This is a genomic window from Reyranella sp. (genome assembly GCF_965279465.1).
GTDB lineage: Bacteria > Pseudomonadota > Alphaproteobacteria > Reyranellales > Reyranellaceae > Reyranella.
Genome location: NZ_OZ257242.1, coordinates 1,203,659 through 1,221,680, shown reverse-complemented (window position 1 = coordinate 1,221,680; position 18,022 = coordinate 1,203,659). Strand labels below are relative to the sequence as shown.

The window sequence follows — 18,022 nt, the reverse complement described above, 5'->3', positions numbered from 1 at the left end:
GGCTCTCCAGAGCCGCTCATATTCGTTGGTTGCAATACTCCATGAGCGGCTCTGGAGAGCCGCGCTCCCAGCAGCAAGATGATGGCTTGCGTGGACAAACATTCGCAGGCGCTGAGCTTAGTCGAAGAGAGATTGTGCGCGTGGTCCAACGATCATGATCACGCGCCCGATCGACGGACGCTCTCCGACGGGTTGGCCCTCACCTGGCGCCGAGTTCGGCCGCTACTCTGTGCCACTCCATCTGCAGGGCATCGACATCTTCACCGCGTCCCGACTTCTCCAGGGTCGCAGCGAGATCGCCCAGCGTCATGGCACCGGCTGCACGCGCCGCCCCTTTCAACTTATGCGCGAGTTCGGTGAGTCGCTCCCGGCTCTCGCGCGCGGCGCCGATCTCGTCGACCATCCGTCCGCCGGCGTCCTTGAAACGCGCCAGTATGCGCGCGACCGCCTTCTCGTTGCCACCGAACATCTCCTCGACGATCGAGCGGTCGACAGCCGGTTCTTCGGTGTGGTCCATAGCCCAGTGTGCCACGGCTTGGCGCAGCCGATCCAGGGTCAGCGGCTTGGTCAGATAGTCGTCCATGCCGGCGGCGAGGCAGCGATCGGACTCGCCCTTGAGCGCATTGGCGGTCAGCGCGACGATCGGTGTGCGCGGACGCCCCGGCATCATACTCTCCTCTGCGCGGATCTGGCGGGTCAGCTCGAAGCCGTCCATGTCGGGCATGTGGATGTCGGTCAACACGAGCGCATGCGCCCGTGCGCGCCACAGCGTCAGCGCCTCGATGCCGTTGATCGCGGTGTCGAGGGGAAGACCGAGGATCTCGAATTGGCCGACCAGCACTTCGAGATTGACCTCGGAATCGTCGACTGCCAGCACGCGCACGCCCTTGGGGGGCAAGGGCGGCGGCTCCGCCGGGTCGTCGGCCCCGGCAGGATCGCCGCCACGCCGCACTTTGACCGTGACCGTGAAGGTCGAGCCTTGGCCGACCGTGCTCTCTACTGTCGCCGTGCCGCCCATCAGCTCGGCCAGGCGTCGCACGATTGACAGGCCGAGGCCCGTCCCGCCGTAGCGGCGGGTCGTCGAGCTATCGGCCTGGGAGAACGGCGTGAACAGCCGCGCCTGCTGCTCGGCAGTCATGCCGATGCCGGTGTCCGTCACTGACAGCGCAAGGGTGACTGCACTGTCGTCCATCGCCAGCGCGCGGGCGCGCACGGCGATGCTGCCGACCTCGGTGAACTTTGCCGCGTTGCCGATCAGATTGAGCAGGATCTGGCGCAGGCGCGTGGCGTCCGCCAGCAACGCGTCCGGCGTGCCGGCATCGATGTCGATGGCGAGGCCGAGGGCCTTCTTCTCGAGCTGGGCCGACAAGGCTTCGGCGGTGCCCGAGATCAGCGTGCGCAGCGAGAACGGCGCTTCCTCGAGTTCCATGCGCCCGGCCTCGATCTTCGAGAAGTCGAGGACGTCGTCGATGATGCGCATCAGCGCCGCCGCCGACCCGCGCACCGTCCTGACCATGCGCCTCTGGCGCTCGGTCAGCGGCTCGCGTGCCAGCAGCTCGGCCGTGCCGACCACGCCGTTCATCGGCGTGCGGATCTCGTGGCTCATGGTGGCGAGGAAAGTCGATTTGGCCTGGTTGGCGGCCTCCGCCTCATCGCGTGCGGCCTTGGCGACGTCGCGCTCCCTGCGCAGCTCGCTCTGGCGCTGGCGCAGCTCGCTGATGTCGGTGAACAGCGAGACGAAGCCGCCCGACTTCGTTCGCGCGGCGGTGAGGCGTGTCCAGGCTTTCGGCCCGATCGGGAATTCCAGCGCGCCCTCGCCGTGCCGGTGCAGCTCGACGATGGTCTTGGCCAGGCGCTCGACCTCGTCGACCGGGACCGGTAGGTCGAGCAGCTCGTACTGCGCCCGCATCGCCGCGCGTGCCGCTACCTCGAGCGTGGTGCCGGGCGCCACGATGTCGGGGATGTCCCGATTGACCGCGCGATAGGCGGCATTGCACTGGATCAGGCGCTCGTCGGGCCCCCAGATGCCGACGCCGCCTGTCATGCTGCCCAAGGCATCGTCGAGCAGGGTTTGTGCGGCCTCGGCGCGCGCGCGCGCGCGTTCCACCTCGGCCTGCTGCTCCTTCAATGTCGTGATATCGCGATAGATCGCCAGCATGCCGCCATCGGGGATCGGGCGGAAATTGAACTCGATGAAGCGTCCGGACTGGCTGCGGCGCTCGTAGCGCAGGCCACCCGACTGCCGCATCGAGTCAGCGCGTTCGACCACCCTAGCCACGAGCTCGTCTTCGGAGTCGACCGGACCCAGGTCGCCGCGCCGCGCCTGGTAGCGCAGGATGTCGTAGGCCGAGGCGCCCGGCGTCGCGACCTCTGGCTCGAGCTTCAGGAAGTCGTTGACCTGCCGGTTGATGAAGCGGAGCTGGAAGTCGCGATCGACCAGCATCACGCCGTCGATCATGTTGTCGACCACGCTCTGCAAGGTCTCCCGCGTCTTCTCCGATTCGATACGCGCGGCCCTCAGCCGCTCCTCCTGCTCGACGATGTCGGTCAGGTCACGATGGATGGTGAGCACGCGCTTGTCGGCGAGCCGCCGATAGGTGACCTCGACGGTGCGGCCGGTCGTGGTGCGCCGCCGCTCGGCCGGCTGGTCGGCGAGGTTGAAGCGTCGCACCCGGCCTTCGATCCAGCCTTCGAGGCCACCGGGCAGCGCGTCGAGTGGTCCGTAGTCGCCGCGTTGGGCGCGATAGCGAATGATATCGGCAAAGGTCGGCAGGGTGTGCAGGAGCGTGTCCGACATGTCGTGCAGCTTGGCCATCGCCGGGTTCTGGTAGACCCAGTGTCCGTCCGCTTCATAGAGCAGCACACCGTCGCTCATGTTGTCGAAGACCGACTGCAGGACGGCGTGCGCCTGCATCGCTTCCCGTTCGCGCCGCTTGACCTCGGAGATCTCGACCAGGCTGGTGACTACGCCGCCCGACTTGGTGCGGCGCGACTGGCCGCGTACCCAGCGGTCTGGACCGACGCGATACTCCGAGACTCCGCCGTTGCTGCGGTGCAGGTCGGTCGCTGTCTTGAGGAAATGCTCCTCGCGGCCCGGCCGAGCGAGCGGCACCGGCAGCTTGTAGGTGGCCGCGCGCACGGCGTCCTCGAAGCGCACGCCTGGCGCCGTTGCTTCCGGCAGATGCTGCAGGTGCCTCGCGTAGGTCTGATTGCACATCACCAACCGGTCTTCGGAATCCCATATCGAGATCGCGATCGGCAGGCTCTCCATCGCATCGTGCAGGTAGCTGTGTGCGGCTCGGGAACTCGCCTCGGCCTCGGCATGCCGACGTGCCAGCTCCTGGTTGGCGAGGGAAAGCATCACCTGGTCGCGCTGGTTGCGATACTGGACCGCGTTCTGCATCAGCAGCGCCACCAGGAAGAGCAGAGCGCCGACCGCCATGGCAAGTGCCAGGGGATCGCCCGACATCAACGCCCCGATGGCCAGCGGTCCGAGATTGCCGGCCACAAAGACGATGTAACTGCGCGGTTCGTAGAAGCGGCCGGGTGCCATGGTGGCCGCGAGAGCGAGCGCCGCGGCCACCAGCAGGCGCGGTTCGCTAAAAGGTTGCAACAGCAGCAGCGCGCCGCCGATGCCGTAGGCCAGGCCGGTCAGGCTGGCATAAAGGATATACAGGCGACGCCAGGTCTCGGTCGGCCGCGACTCGGGCTCGCGGCGATAGGCACGCGCCAGCCACAGGAAGCCGATGATCGATAGGAAATGCAGCGTGAACGGGGACGCCAACGTCCACAACGGCGCGTTGCCCTGATAGGCGAGACCAAAGAGCGGCCAAAGGCCAAGCGCCAGCAAGCGAAGGTTATGGCCGCTGCTCATCAGACGGTCGGTGAGAGCCCGTTCCACGCGGACGGGATCCGGACCGTCGGCCGGGATTTCGCGCGGCGGCGCGTCCGCCTTCAGGAGCCCATCCATGATCCCCATCGTCCCACGAGCGTCACTTGAGGTGCGTTTCCAGCAGGTAACGCGACGCCGAAAAAATGTTTCTTTGGTTACACGAAGGGCTTTCGACGAAACGGACGAAACGAATTTTGGGTTGAGCGCAATTAGTACGAAATCGGTTCCGATTAGGTTCAGGGCGTCAAGCGGGCATCCAGCTCTGCGGCTAGCGAATTCTTCCCCGAGCGTCGGCCTCACACCACCGACGCTCCCTACGGTCGGCCCCTCCCAAATCTCCGACCGTACAAGACGGCGCCCCACCCCGGGGCGCCGTCTTCACGTCTAGGTCCTTGAGATTGGTGGATTCGGCCGTCAGGATAGGCCGATGGCGGCTCGGCCCAAGGATCCTCGTCCCCACGTCATCGTGGTGGAGGACGAACAGTTTCAGCGCGAAACCCTCGTCGACTTCCTCGACGACAGGGGTTATCGCGCGACGGGCGTCGATTCCGGCTCGGCGCTGCGCAAATTGGTCGAGAAGGATCCGCCCGCCCTCGTGCTGCTCGACCTGCGCCTGCCGGGCGGCGAGGATGGCTTCTCGCTCGCCCGATACCTGCGCGAGCGCAGCCGCCGTATGGGAATCATCATGGTGACGGCAAGCGATGACACCGTCGACCAGGTCGTCGGTCTCGAGACGGGAGCCGATGACTACATCGCCAAGCCCTACGAGGCGCGCGCCCTGCTGGCCCGGATCAAGGCCGTGCTGCGCCGCGCCGGCGGCGCGGAGGCCGCCACTCCGGGGGAACGCGTGCGTATGGGCAAGTGCCTGCTCGATCTCGCGGGCCGTCGCATGACGGCGCTGTCGGGCGAGGATGTGCCGCTGCGGGCCGGCGAGTTCGAGCTGCTCAAGCTGTTTGCCGAGAATCCCAATCGGCCGCTGACCCGCGACTGGCTGCTGGAAACGACGAGCCATCGCGAGATGGAAGCGTTCGACCGCGCGATCGACATCCGCATCCTGCGGATCCGCCGCAAGATCGAAACCGATCCGGCACGGCCGACTTCGATCCGGACGGTGCGGGGTGCCGGCTACATGTTCGTGCCCCCCGAAGATTGATTCGATTCATCGTTCGTCATGGAACGGACTACAGTTCTGTGCGTTCATCCGAAGGAACGGCCGGACTACGCGTTCGTCCGCACAGCGGGAGGTAGGACGAATGTCGAGTGAGTCCCTGCATGAGAGCGCCGAGGCGCTCGGCGCCGAGGCAATTGATACCCATCGCGCGATTGTTTCCTTGATGGAAGAGCTCGAGGCGGTCGACTGGTACAACCAGCGCGCCAAGGCCACGAGCAATCCCGATCTGCGTGCCATCCTCGAGCACAATCGCGACGAAGAAAAGGAGCATGCGGCAATGGCGCTCGAGTGGTTGCGCCGCAACGATCCGAAGCTCGCCCAGCATCTCAAGACTTTTCTCTTCACCGAGGGCCCGATCACCGAGATCGAGGCCGAGATGGTCCATGGCGAGGCCAGCAACAAAACAGGCGGAGCAAGCGAACCGCGCGCGGCGGCCAGCGACGGCAGCCTGGGCATCGGCAGCCTGCGCAAGGCAGGAGACGGCAAATGAATCATCTTTTTCGCGATCGCGCGCCGATCACCTCTGCCGGCTGGGAAGAGATCGAGAAGGAAGCGCGCCGCACCTTGCGCGCCCTGCTGGCGGCCCGCCGCGTCGTCGACTTCAAGGGTCCACTCGGGTGGGGTGCGTCGGACGTGGAACTGGGCCGTGCCGATCCGATCCCCTCGCCGCCCAGCGGCAAGGAGGTACAGGCGCGCCTGCGCCGGATCCAGCCACTGGTCGAGCTGCGCATTCCCTTCGATGTGAGCCGCGCGGAACTCGACGCGATCGATCGCGGCGCGCGTGATCCCGATCTCGATTCGGTGACGTCGGCGGCGCGCGCCATCGCGATCGCCGAGGATCGCTCGATTTTCCACGGCTATCAGGCCGCCCAGATCACGGGCATCTGCCAAAAGCTCGAAAATGTGGCCGTGCCGTTGGGCAGCAGCCACGCCGACTATCCCCTCGCGGTCGCGACAGCGCTCACCAAATTGCGCGACGAGGGCATAGAAGGCCCATTTGCGGTTGTGCTGAACGACCAGCTCTACAAGGATCTCTCGGCGCGCACCGACGGCGGCTATCCCATCATCAGCCATGTCCAGCGCCTGATCGACGGCGACATCGTCTGGGCGCCCGGAATCGATGGCGGTCTCGTGATCTCCCAGCGTGGCGGCGATTTCGAGCTGTCGGTCGGACAGGACTTCTCGATCGGCTATCTCGAGCATGACACCGAGCGGGTGCGACTCTACATCGAGGAAAGCTTCACTTTCCTGATCCTGACCGAGCAGGCGGCGATTCCGCTCAGCACGGCCAGGACGCCCTAGCCTCCGGCTGCGTCGCTAGGTACGGTCCGGCTCGCATGGCCGGACCGCCCAATCCAAATCTCGCCTTCCAGCAAGCCGTCGCGGCCTATCGCCAGGGCCGGCTCGACGAAGCGGAAAGCCTGTGCCGCAGGACGCTCAGGAGCCAGGCCGCCCATGTCGGCGCGCTGCACTTGCTGGGCGTCATCAATCTGCGCAAGCGCAATCCGGCGAAAGCAATCGAGGCGTTCGACCGGCTGCTGAAGCTGCAGCCGAACAGTCCCGATGTCCTCAACAATCGCGCGATGGCCCTGTTCGACATCGGCCAGAAGGAGAAGGCGCTGGCGAGCCTGGACAGCGCCCTCGCGCTCAGGCCCGACTATCGCGAGGCGCTGAACAACCGCGCCGGACTTCTCGACGCGTTGCGCCGGTTTTGCGAGTCGGCGGAGACCTACGCTCGGCTATGGGCCTTGTCCCCGGATCAGCCGAAGGTGCTGGGAAGCCTTTTTCAATCGAGGATGAATGCCTGCGACTGGACCGACTACGAGAAGATCTCCGCGGAGATCGTCGATCGCGCTGCCCGCGGGGAACCGGCAGATCAACCGGTACCATTCACCTGGCACTCGCTGTCGCCGTCGCTGCAGCGGCGTTACACGGAAGAATATGCCGCGCGCAAATATGCCCTTCAGCCGCTTCCGTCCGTTCCGCGAGCAGGGCATGACCGCATTCGCCTGGCCTATCTGTCATCCGATTTTCGCGAGCATCCGATTTCGTACATGTTCGTGCACCTCTTCGAACGGCACGACCGTGCGCTCTTCGAAGTGGTCGGCCTGTCATTCGGACCGGATGACAAGAGCAGCATCAGGGCCCGCGTTCAAAAGGCCTTCGATCGCTTCATCGATGTGCGAAAGCTTAATGACCTGGAAATTGCCAAGCTCATCCAGCGCGAGGAAGTCGACATCCTGGTCGACCTGGTCGGCTATACGGCGGGAAACCGCGCGCAGATCCTCACCTTCCGTCCCGCGCCGATCCAGGTCAATTTTCAGGGCTTCGGCCTGGGCGGTCCCCTCATCGATTACGTATTTTCCGATGTCCGGACAACGCCGGACAGGCTGAGAGGAGAGACCTACCGCGAGAAGGTCGTTCGCCTGCCCGATACCTGGGTTTCGACCGACACCGCGCAGCCGATCGCGGTAGCAACGCCCGGCCGGGCAGATGAAGGCTTGCCCGAGCATGGTTTCGTCTTTTGCTCGTTCAATTCGTCCTTCAAGATCAATCCTCCGGTGTTCGATGTGTGGATGCGCCTTCTCGCCGCCGTGCCGGGCAGCGTGCTGTGGTTGCGCTACGACAGCGAGGACGCAACCGCGAACCTCCGAAAGTCGGCGGAACGTCGCGGCGTGGCTTCCGAACGTCTGGTTTTCGCGCGCCGGACCGAATTGTCCCTGCATCTGGCACGTCACCGCCTGGCTGACCTGTTTATCGATACCTACCCTTACGGCGCTCATACAACGGCGAGCCACGCACTGTGGGCTGGGCTGCCGGTTCTCACCCTACGCGGCGAGACATTCGTTTCGCGCGTGAGCGCAAGTATCTTGCATGCCGCCGGATTGCCCGAATTGATCACGGAATCGCTGACAGCCTACGAAGCCCGTGCGCTCGAGCTGGCACGCGATCCCGGCCAGCTCGCGTCGTTGCGACAGAAGCTCGCGCGGCTGCGCCTGACGGCGCCGCTGTTCGACAGCGAGCGTTACCGCCGCCATGTCGATCGGGCCTATGTCGGGATGTTCGAGCGCTGGCGTCGCGGCGAGCCGCCGGTCAGCTTCGACGTTGCGGCCGTCGACTAGCGGCGCTGCGGGCGAACGCCAGGCACAACCGACGGGCGATCACCTGGTCGGGAAGGCCGGTGGACTTGCACTCCAGCTCCGCCTCGAGGATGCGTTTCAGCGCCTCGCCCAGCCGGCCGATCGGCCAGCTCCGCAGATGATTCTCGAAACGCCGCCGGACCGGTCCGAAGCGCGGCACGCCGCGCGCCTTGAACATCGCGGACTCGAGATTTCCGCCATTGGCGGCATGGGCCAGGACGAGATGGAGCTGGTCGGCATGGCGCTGGAGCGCTCGCACCAGCTGTACGGGGTTCCCGCCCTCGGCGAAGACGCGGTCGAGGGCCCGGTCGAGCGTGACGAGGTCGCCGTCGAAGGTTGCACCGACGACGTCGTCGATCTCCATCGACGAGCTGTCGCCCATCACTGCAGCAGCATCCTTGAGGGTGATTGCCTTCGATTCGGCACCAACCATGTAAAGCATGAGCTTGTCGATTTCGCTCCGGGTCTGGCCCCGGTCGCCGCCCAGCCGCTCGACGATCCACGCCAGCGCATCCTCTTCCACGGTGAAGCCGTGCGTCCTGGCCGCGCCCTCGACCAGGCGTTCGAGGTCTTCTTCGGAATCGGGGTAGCAGGGCAAGGCGGCCAACGTGTCTTCCGTCTCCGCCAGCGTGCGCAGGCTGGAACGTGGCGTGAGATTGCCCCCTTCCAGCACGACGAGCGCGTCGCCGGCGCCGGCCTCCACGAGGTTCTGGAGCGCGGTTGCCGACTCCTCGCCGGCAGGCCGTACACGGATCACCCTCCGTCCACCCATCAGGGACATCGCCGAGAACTCGTCGGCCAGGCGCGCCGGATCGCCCTTGAGCACATCGCCGGCGATATCGACGACGCGGAACGGATCATTGAGATCCTCACACACGCTCCGCGCGAGTTGCGCGGCCCGCTCGGCGATCAGCCCGTCGTCGTTGCCGTAGACGACGACGCCGCGAATCCGGGCATCCGGCCTCCTCAGGAAAGCGTCGACCTGGCGCGGCTCGATCTTCACGCGGCGCTTACAGCACGACGTTGACGATGCGGTTCGGCACGACGATCACCCGCTTTGGGGCCTGACCGTCGAGGGCGCGTGCGATTTCCGGGAGCGCCAGCGCGGCCTCCTCCGCCACGTCCTTCGCGGCATCCTTGGCGAGCTGCACCGTGCCGCGCAGCTTGCCGTTTAGCTGCACCGCGATCGTGAGCGTGTCGTCGACCAGCAGCGCCTCCTCGGCCACCGGCCAGCCCGAATCGGCGAGCAGCGTGGTGTGTCCGAGTGCCACCCACAGCTCCTCGGCGAGATGGGGGGTCATCGGGCCGATCAGGCGTACGAAGATCTCCAGCGCCTCGCGCAGCGCCCATGGGCAGGTCTCGTCCGTCGCCTCGAAGCCGCCGATCGTGTTGGCGAGTTCGTAAAGGCGTGCCACGGCCTTGTTGAAATGGAAGGCCTCGATGTCGGCCGACAGGCCGGCGATCGTCTTGTGAGCGGCGCGTCGCAACGCAGTCGCAGCGACGGAAAACGCCTCGGGTCTTGCGGCATCGGCGGCCGGCAGCTTCGCCATCGCCTCGTTGGCGATCCGATGCAGCCGCTGCTGGAACCGCCAGGCGCCGGTGACGCCGGCTTCGGTCCATTCGAGATCGCGCTCCGGCGGGGAGTCCGACAGCATGAACCAGCGCGCGGTATCGGCACCGAAATCGTGGATGATCTGGTCCGGGTCGACGACGTTCTTCTTGGACTTGGACATCTTCTCCGAGCGGCCAACCTCGACCGGACTCTTGTCGGAGAGACGGACGACCTTGCCGCCGTCGATCCGCTCGATCTCCTCGGGCAGCAGCCAGGTGCCGTCGGCCGCGCGGTAGGTTTCGTGGCAGACCATGCCCTGGGTGAACAGCCCGTCAAACGGCTCGTCGCGGCTGGTCATCTGCACCTCGCGCATCGCGCGGGTCCAGAAGCGCGAATAGAGCAGGTGCAGGATCGCGTGCTCGATGCCGCCGATATACTGGTCGACCGGCATCCAGTAGTGGTCCTCCTCGCGGTCGAACGGGGCGGTGGCGAGGTTCGGTGAGGTGAAGCGGTCGAAGTACCAGCTCGAGTTCACGAAAGTGTCGAAAGTGTCGGTCTCGCGCCGCGCCGCGCCGCCGCAGCTCGGGCAGGCGACGTGCTTCCAGGTCGGATGGTGGTCCAGCGGATTGCCCGGCTTGTCGAAGGTGACGTCATCCGGCAGTTCGACCGGCAGGTCCTGCTCCGGCACCGGCACCACGCCGCACGTCTCGCAATGGATCGCCGGGATCGGTGTCCCCCAATAGCGCTGGCGCGACACCAGCCAGTCGCGTTGGCGGTACTGGATCGTGCCCTTGCCGACGCCGAGTTCCTCGAGCCGCGCGATGACCTTCGCGATGGCGTCCTCGACGCCGAGTCCGTTCAGGAAGTCCGAGTTGATGATCACGCCATCCTCGACGAACGGGGCGGCGGCGACACTGAACCTCGCCGGATCGGCATCCTTCGGCATCACGACGGGCAGGATCGGCAGGCCGTACTTGGTCGCGAACTCGTGGTCGCGCTCGTCGTGGCCCGGGCAGCCGAAGATCGCGCCGGTGCCATACTCCATCAGCACGAAGTTGGCCGCATAGACCGGGATGGTCTTGCCCGGCATCAGCGGATGCCTGGCAAGCAGTGGCAGCTTGTAGCCCTGCTTTTCCGCGGTTTCGATCTCGGCCGCGGCCGTGCCGGTCTTGCGGCACTCTTCGATGAAGCGCTGCAGGCCGGGATCCTTGGCCGCCAGCTCGGAGGTGATCGGATGATCGACCGACAGGGCGGCGAACGACGCGCCATACAGCGTGTCCGGACGGGTCGTGAAGATCTCGAGCTCTCCGCGCGCGGCGCCGGCAGAATCCGCGAGTGCCCAGAAGACGCGGGCGCCGCGGCTCTTGCCGATCCAGTTGGCCTGCATCAGGCGCACCTTCTCGGGCCAGCGGTCGAGCGTGTCCAAGCGCCCGAGCAGCTCTTCGGTGAAAGCCGTCATCTTGAGGTTCCACTGCGTGAGCCTGCGCCGCTCCACTGTGGCACCGGTGCGCCAACCCTTGCCCTCGATCACCTGCTCGTTGGCCAGCACCGTATTGTCGATGGGATCCCAGTTGACCCAAGCCTCGCTGCGATAGGCGAGACCCGCCTTCCAGAAGTCGAGGAACATCTTCTGCTCGTGCCGATAGTAGGCGGGATCGCAGGTCGCGAGCTCGCGACTCCAGTCGAGCGACAGGCCCATCGACTTGAGCTGCGCCTTCATGGTGGCAATGTTCTCGTAGGTCCAAGCCTTGGGATGGACCTTCTTCTCCATCGCCGCGTTCTCAGCCGGCAGGCCGAAGGCGTCCCAGCCCATCGGATGCAGGACGTTGAAGCCCTTGGCGCGCTTGTAGCGGGCGATGACGTCGCCTTGGGTGTAGTTGCGCACGTGACCCATGTGGATGCGCCCCGACGGATAGGGGAACATCTCGAGCACGTAGTATTTCGGCCGCGCCTTGTCCATGACGGCGCGGAAGGTCTGGCGGTCCTCCCAGACCTTCTGCCACTTGGCTTCGGTCTCGCGGAAATTGTAGCGCGCCGGTTGAGGCGCCTGGGGCGACGACACGGATGGACTCCCGAAAAAACTAAGGCCGCAGCGGATGCAAGCTGCGGCCCCTCAAGTCAAGCCCTGTGACGCCGGTCAGCCGCCGCCTCAACCGCCTTGGGCGATGCGAAGCTGCCGGGCGCGGGTCAGGATAGCGTTTTCGATCTCGGTATTGGTGCGCGGATCGACCTGCGCATCGACCCAGGTGCTGCCTGTGCGGGCCCCCTGCTGCTGCTTGAACACGGCAACCCTCACGCCATCGGCCCTTAGTTCCCGGTCGAGAATGGTGATCTGGACCTTCATCCGCTCGCTGGGCGACTCCGCCGGCGTGTACCAGTCGGTGATGATGACACCACCAAACGGATCGGCCGAGACCAATGGAATGAAATTGATGGTATCCAGCGAGGCGCGCCACAGGTAGGCGTTCACCGCAACGCCCGTTCCAGACGTGTCCTTGGCGTTGTTGGCCTTCGTCCCGAACAGCCCTCCCGGCCCGAACAGACTGCCCTCATCCCGGTTGCGACCGCCCAAGCCAGCGGAGGCGTCGCGCCTGCTCCGGTCGCCCGACGGTCCGGACCGCTTTTCCGTCACGGAATCCGGATCTCCGCAGGCTGCCAGGCTGAGCACCGTGAGACCCAGCAGCGAGAAGCGGAAGGCATTGGAAAAACCCGACATTTCGTCATTCCCCGACGGTTTTGGCCCGATATCGTCACGATATCGTCTCGTCCCGGCTTTTTCGGGGCGTGATGGCGCGCAGACGATAAGCATCGGCTTCGCCGACTTCAAGCGATCGGTTGGCGCACCCTTAGTTGCGTAATGAGATTTATAAGATCTCTTCTGCGAACTAACGTCCGATGACGGTCGTTAGGCCGGCCCAAATGTGACAAAGGCGCCACAGGTAAGGGGAGAATCGTTCAGCGGAGCGTCCATTTCTTGACCCTTCTTTCACCGCTGTGTTCTATTCTCGCACCGTCTAGGCGGGAGTAGTGGGTTGCTGCGTTCCGAGCCTCCACCTTCCGCCGGTCGGGCAGGCCTTTGGTACGTACCAGTTTCTGATCAACGAGAGAGGGAGAATGATGAAAAAGCTTCTGCTGGGATCGACCGCCTTGGTCGCCGGTGGACTGATGGCCGCCCCGGCCATGGCAGCTGACCCGATCAAGATCGGCGTCGGCGGCTACTACCAGTTCTACGCGCTGGCCGGCGGCATTGAGGGCGTCTACGCCCCCGATGGAACGTCACTCCAATACAAGGGTCTCCAGTTCATTCAGGAAGGTGAAATTCATTTCATCGGCCAGTCGAAGCTGGACAACGGCACCACGGTCGGTCTGACCGTCGAGCTCGAAGGCTGGAACAACTCGGTCACGACCTCCACCGGTGGCCATGCCCGCCAGATCGACGAAGCGTTCCTGTTCGCCTTCGGCGATTGGGGCCGCCTCGAGTTCGGCTCGCGCGACCAAGCCTCCTATCGTATGTACTACGGCGCGCCGTCGGCGCTCCTGGGTTGGGGTTTCTTCCAGCACAACTCGAACTTCAACTGGGCGAGCGCCGCAATGCTCGCCAACCCGGCACAGGGCGCGGCGACGTTCTTCACGATCGGCGGCCAGTTCCAGGACGTGAACCGGATCAACTACTTCACTCCGCGCTTCATGGGGTTGCAGGTTGGTGTCGGCTATGCACCGAAGATCAACATCAACCCGAACGCCGTGGCGTCCAGGGGTATGAGCGTCGGTCCCGGTCTCGGCGGCGGCATTTGCGGCACGAACGACGCGACGACGGCGAGCAACTGCCCGACCAACGACAACTCGTACCAAGATGTGTTCGACGTCGGCGCCAACTACCTGAACAAGTTCGGAGACGTCACCGTCGCCCTCTTCGGTGCGTGGATGTATGCGAACTTCGTGCCGAGCTTCAACAATCTCGCCGCCAACAACGCCAACACGGTCACCGGCGCGAACCTGGCTCCGTGGAAGCAGTGGGTCGTCGGTGTGCAGTTCGGCTTTGCCGGCTTTACGGTCGGTGGCTCGTACGGCTACGACAACAACGGCATTGGCGGCAACTACTACACCGGCGTGGCCGCCGAAAGCCGCAAGTGGGCGGCGTCGATCATGTACGAAACCGGTCCGTGGCAGATGTCGCTCGGCTGGGGTCACGTCAACACCGACAACGGCAACGGCGCGAGCCCGCTCGCGACGGTTGGTCAGGGCACCACCAGTGGCATCACTACGGTGGCCACCGCTGGTTCGTCCTCGGGCTACTTTGGCACGAACCCGCTTGCGGGCGCGGCCGTCTTTGGTGGCTACGTTGCGGACAAGTACGAACTCGGCGTGAACTACGCTCTCGGACCGGGCATCAAGCTGGTCGGCGGCGGTATCCTCTGGAACGTGGGCGGTCCGGTCAACGGCACCCAGGGCCAGTCTTGGGCTCTGATGATGGGCATGGACCTTCGTTTCTAGTCGCAAGACTTCAGACAAATCGGAAAGAGCGGGCGAAAGCCCGCTCTTTTTATGTGGGGGGCTTGCGACCCACGAGGTTGACGAACAGGGTCGGCAGATAGGTGCGCGATACCGGCAACCGCTCGGTGGCTTGGCGGGCCAGGATCGCCCGGTTGTCCTCGTGATCCAGAACGAGCTGGAACAACCCCTGTTCGACAGCGCCAGCGGCGGCTTCGAAGTCGAGCTGCCCGTTGCGCTCCAGTCGGTAGGCAACGTCCAGGCCGACATCGCCGCCGCTGTAGAACGACGACAGGATGTCGAAACCGTCGAACAGCAGCTTCAGTCCGCGAATGGAAAAGCGCCAGTAATCGTCGGGCGCCGCATGGAAAGCCTGCGACCAAGGTGTCGCGATATAGGCAAAACCGCCCGGCCGCAATGCGTTCCCGATATTCCGGGCGGCTTTCCAGGGCGACACGGTGTGCTCCAGAACATGGCAACACACGACGAAGTCGAATGATCCCTGGCCCAATGCCTGTCGAACTGCCTTGGGCGGACCGCAGATGTCGAGCCGACGGTCGACATTGCTCCCCTCGGCAAGGTCGACACCGATGAAGTGCGCCCGATTACCGAAGCGCTTGGCGATCAACGCTCGCCAGTTCCGTTCGTTTCGATCCAAGACCGACGTCCGGGATCCGACCTGCAGGACACGCGGCGCGCGCCGACCCACGGTTTCGGCGACGCGGTCGAGCAACAGCTCGATCTCGCGCGTGACGCTCGTGCCGACGATGCGCAACTCACCCTTGCGAGCGGAGAGGGGCGCGCCGCCGGCGGCGGTCATTCGCGGACCACGATGATGTGCAGGCGTCGCGGCCCGTGCGCCCCGAGCTCCATGGCTTGCTCGATGTCGCCGGTGCGCGAGGGACCGGTGATGGTATTCACCGTGCGTGGCATGGCGTCCTTACCGTAGCGCTCGCGCAGCCGCGCCCAGACCTCCTCATAGCCGGCCACGATGTCGTCCTCTCGCAACACCACGACATGGGTATCGGGGAGCAGGTTCAGCGAAACGGGGTGATCGGGCCCCGACGCCATTACCAGAGTGCCGGTCTCGGCGATACCGGCAAACGCTCCGGTGATCGCGACCTGATCGGTGCCCTCGCCGCGTCCGCGCCGCAGCGCCAGCATCTTCTGGTTCGCCCAATCGTAGCGGTCGAGCAGCGGCGATGGCGCCATCGCGGCCCGGGCCGGGAGGTTGTTTCGCGCCAGATAGGCCGCGACTTCTTCCGCGACCTCGCCGGGCGCCGCTCGCACGACCGTCGCGTTGTTGGTTTCCGCCCATTGGCAGAACAGAGCAACCCTTTCCGGCTGAGGGAGCTGCGCCCGGGCGACCGATGGGCCGCGCGGCGGCGTGGCGAGACGCGCCTCGACGGCCTCTCGCGCCGGACCGGCCAGCTCGCCCCGCCGAAGCGAGCGGCGAATGCCGTTCAGGATCTGGGCGCGGGCTTCGCTTCCGGTCTCGCTCATGGCCGGGTCCGCGCTCCGCCGTGCCGCACCCACTGTGCATGGAATGTGCCGCCGGCCTCGGGCGCCGGAAAGTCCCGGAACCGCGTCCAGCCCGATGCCAGCGGCAGAGCGTGGAAGCGGCCCGCGCCGCGCCCGAACAGGGCAAGCATACGGTTGGCCCAGCCTGTCAGGAGCCGATACAGCTTCGGGCGGCGCGCCACGAAGCTCCAGAGCGCCAAGCCCTGACGAACCGCTTTGGGGGTGAGATGGCGCTCGAATTCCCTCTCGCGCCAGTGCCGCATCAGGCGGGGCAGGGGGATGCGCACCGGGCACACGCTCTCGCAACGGCCACAGAAGGTCGACGCATTGGGAAGATTGCTCGCCTCCTCGACGCCGATGAGCTGCGGCGTCAGCACGGCACCGATCGGGCCGGGATAGACCCAACCATAAGCATGGCCGCCAATCGCGCCGTACACCGGACAATGGTTCATGCACGCGCCGCAGCGGATGCAGCGCAGCATCTCCTGCATCTCGGTGCCCAGCACCGACGAACGCCCATTGTCGAGGATGACGACGTGATACTGCGACGGCCCGTCGAGATCGCCGACGCGCTTGGGGCCGGTGTTGAACGTCGTATAGGTCGACGATTCCTGGCCGGTCGCCGAGCGCGCCAGCACACGCAGCAGCACCGCCGCATCCTCGAGCGTCGGAATCACCTTCTCGATGCTGGCCAGCACGATATGCATCTTGGGGAGCGTATTGGAGAGGTCGGCGTTGCCCTCGTTGGTGACCAGCATCGACGAGCCTGTCTCGGCGACGAGGAAGTTGGCGCCGGTCAGCCCGACATCGGCGTCGAGGAATTTCTGCCGCAGCACATGGCGCGCTTCGGCGACCATGTCGCTGCGCTCAGTCAACCGCTTGGTGAAGCCCAGCGCACTATGATGCTCGAGGAAGGTGTCGGCGACCTGATCCTTGGTGAGATGCACCGCGGGTGCGATGATGTGGCTCGGCGGCTCGTGCCGGAGCTGAATGATGTACTCGCCGAGATCGGTTTCGATCGGCGCGATGCCCAGGGACTCGAGGTGATCGTTGATGCCGATCTCTTCCGAGATCATCGACTTCGACTTGGCGATCGTGCGCGCACCGACGCTCCGGCAAAGCCCGGCGATGACGCGCCGCGCATCTTCCGCCGTCGGCGCCCAATGGACATGGCCACCCAGCGCAGTGACCTTGCGCTCGAATTCCTCGAGGTAGAAATCGAGATTGGCGAGCGTATGGTTCTTAATGTCGCGCGCGGCGTCGCGCAGCGCTTCGAACTCGGGCAGCCGCTCGGCCGCCTGCCGGCGGCGCTCCGAAAACCCGACCTTAAGCTTGGCGAGCGAATCCTGGAGGTTGGGATTGGCGAGCGCGGCGCCGACGTTGTGATTGAAGTCGCGGGCGGTCGATTGCACTAGCGCTGCCCCTCGACCTCGCCGATCGGCGGCAGGTCACCCATGTCGGCCAGCACCTCGGCGACGTGCCGGACTTTGACGGCGCTGCCGTCGCGCTGCAGCTTGCCCGCCATGTTCATCAGGCAGCCGAGATCTCCCGCCAGCAGCGTGCCTGCGCCGGAAGCCACGATATCGGCCGACTTCTCGCCCACCATGGCATTCGAGATCTCGGGATACTTCACGCAGAAGGTGCCGCCGAAGCCGCAGCAGACTTCGGGCGTGCTCATCTCGCGCAGGGTGAGACCTTGCACCGACCCCAGCAGGTGCCGCGGCTGCTGCTTGACGCTGAGCTCGCGCAGGCCCGAACAGGAATCATGATAGGTGACAGCGCCGTGGTAGCGCGCGGCAACCGACGTCACGCCCAGCACGTCGACCAGGAAGGACATCAGCTCATGGCTGCGCGCCGCAAGGTCCTCGGCCCGTGCCTTCATGGCTGGATCGTCGCCGAACAGGCCGGGATAGTGATGGGCGATCATGCCGCCGCAGGAGCCGGACGGCGCGACCACGGCTTCGTATCCGTCAAACGCCTCGATGACTTGCGCCGCAATCGCCCGCGTGGTGGCACGATCGCCGGAATTGTAGGCCGGCTGCCCGCAGCACACCTGCAGCGGCGGCACCTCGACGGTGCAACCCGCCTCCTCGAGTAGTTTCACCGCGGCGAAGCCGACGGACGGCCGGAACAGGTCGACGAGGCAGGTGACGAAAAGCGCCACACGGCGCGGGCGAGAACAGGCGAGCGGACTGGGCACATCGGGCACCATGGCAGCCGCAAAAATGCGGTGCAACGGGGGGTGCCGGATAATT

The 18,022-nt window shown here is 65.5% G+C and carries 13 protein-coding genes; 5 read left to right on the top strand and 8 right to left on the bottom strand.

The window, feature by feature from the left end; genetic code table 11:
• Positions 1-199: 199 nt before the first annotated feature.
• Positions 200-3,970 (bottom strand): PAS-domain containing protein, encoded by a 3,771-nt coding sequence (locus ACQY8M_RS05885; RefSeq protein WP_428669820.1) that lies wholly within the window; start codon positions 3,968-3,970, stop codon positions 200-202.
• 349 nt (positions 3,971-4,319) lie between these two features.
• Between ACQY8M_RS05885 and ACQY8M_RS05880 the strand changes: the two genes are divergently transcribed.
• The 4 genes from ACQY8M_RS05880 (at position 4,320) to ACQY8M_RS05865 (ending at position 8,185) form a co-directional block, all read left to right on the top strand.
• On the top strand, positions 4,320-5,045 hold the full coding sequence (locus ACQY8M_RS05880) for a response regulator (protein WP_428669818.1): 726 nt from the start codon (positions 4,320-4,322) through the stop codon (positions 5,043-5,045).
• Positions 5,046-5,145: 100 nt separating this feature from the next.
• Complete coding sequence (locus ACQY8M_RS05875) at positions 5,146-5,553, top strand: encapsulin-associated ferritin-like protein (protein WP_428669816.1); 408 nt, start codon at positions 5,146-5,148, stop codon at positions 5,551-5,553.
• Positions 5,550-6,365, top strand: coding sequence for a family 1 encapsulin nanocompartment shell protein (locus tag ACQY8M_RS05870; RefSeq protein WP_428669814.1), 816 nt, complete (start codon positions 5,550-5,552; stop codon positions 6,363-6,365). Before ACQY8M_RS05875 ends, ACQY8M_RS05870 begins: the two co-directional genes overlap by 4 nt.
• Positions 6,366-6,400: 35 nt before the next feature.
• On the top strand, positions 6,401-8,185 hold the full coding sequence (locus tag ACQY8M_RS05865) for a tetratricopeptide repeat protein (RefSeq protein WP_428669812.1): 1,785 nt from the start codon (positions 6,401-6,403) through the stop codon (positions 8,183-8,185).
• Here the strand turns inward: ACQY8M_RS05865 and holA are convergent.
• The 3 genes from holA to ACQY8M_RS05850 all read right to left on the bottom strand — a co-directional run bounded on the left by holA (position 8,157) and on the right by ACQY8M_RS05850 (position 12,471).
• The gene (holA, locus tag ACQY8M_RS05860) at positions 8,157-9,206 is read right to left on the bottom strand and encodes a DNA polymerase III subunit delta (RefSeq protein ID WP_428669810.1); all 1,050 of its coding nucleotides are present in this window, start codon (positions 9,204-9,206) and stop codon (positions 8,157-8,159) included. The genes ACQY8M_RS05865 and holA overlap by 29 nt on opposite strands.
• Positions 9,207-9,213: 7 nt before the next feature.
• A complete protein-coding gene (gene leuS, locus ACQY8M_RS05855) occupies positions 9,214-11,817 on the bottom strand; it encodes a leucine--tRNA ligase (RefSeq protein ID WP_428669808.1) in 2,604 nt (867 codons plus the stop codon).
• A gap of 87 nt (positions 11,818-11,904) precedes the next feature.
• Entirely contained in the window at positions 11,905-12,471 is a 567-nt protein-coding gene (locus ACQY8M_RS05850) for a DUF3576 domain-containing protein (RefSeq protein ID WP_428669806.1), read from the bottom strand.
• Between the two features lie 398 nt (positions 12,472-12,869).
• On the opposite strand from ACQY8M_RS05850, the gene ACQY8M_RS05845 reads away from it, so the two are divergent.
• Complete coding sequence (locus tag ACQY8M_RS05845) at positions 12,870-14,249, top strand: porin (RefSeq protein ID WP_428669804.1); 1,380 nt, start codon at positions 12,870-12,872, stop codon at positions 14,247-14,249.
• Between the two features lie 49 nt (positions 14,250-14,298).
• Here ACQY8M_RS05845 and ACQY8M_RS05840 read toward each other — a convergent pair whose 3' ends face one another.
• Genes ACQY8M_RS05840 through ACQY8M_RS05825 form a run of 4 tightly spaced genes read right to left on the bottom strand, consistent with a single transcriptional unit; the run spans position 14,299 to position 17,979 of the window.
• On the bottom strand, positions 14,299-15,066 hold the full coding sequence (locus ACQY8M_RS05840) for a class I SAM-dependent methyltransferase (RefSeq protein ID WP_428669802.1): 768 nt from the start codon (positions 15,064-15,066) through the stop codon (positions 14,299-14,301).
• On the bottom strand, positions 15,063-15,749 hold the full coding sequence (locus ACQY8M_RS05835; RefSeq protein ID WP_428669800.1) for a LutC/YkgG family protein: 687 nt from the start codon (positions 15,747-15,749) through the stop codon (positions 15,063-15,065). Before ACQY8M_RS05835 ends, ACQY8M_RS05840 begins: the two co-directional genes overlap by 4 nt.
• A complete protein-coding gene (locus ACQY8M_RS05830) occupies positions 15,746-17,179 on the bottom strand; it encodes a LutB/LldF family L-lactate oxidation iron-sulfur protein (RefSeq protein WP_428669798.1) in 1,434 nt (477 codons plus the stop codon). Before ACQY8M_RS05830 ends, ACQY8M_RS05835 begins: the two co-directional genes overlap by 4 nt.
• Positions 17,179-17,979, bottom strand: coding sequence for a (Fe-S)-binding protein (locus ACQY8M_RS05825; protein ID WP_428669796.1), 801 nt, complete (start codon positions 17,977-17,979; stop codon positions 17,179-17,181). The genes ACQY8M_RS05830 and ACQY8M_RS05825 overlap by 1 nt, the downstream gene beginning before the upstream one ends.
• Positions 17,980-18,022: the final 43 nt, after the last annotated feature.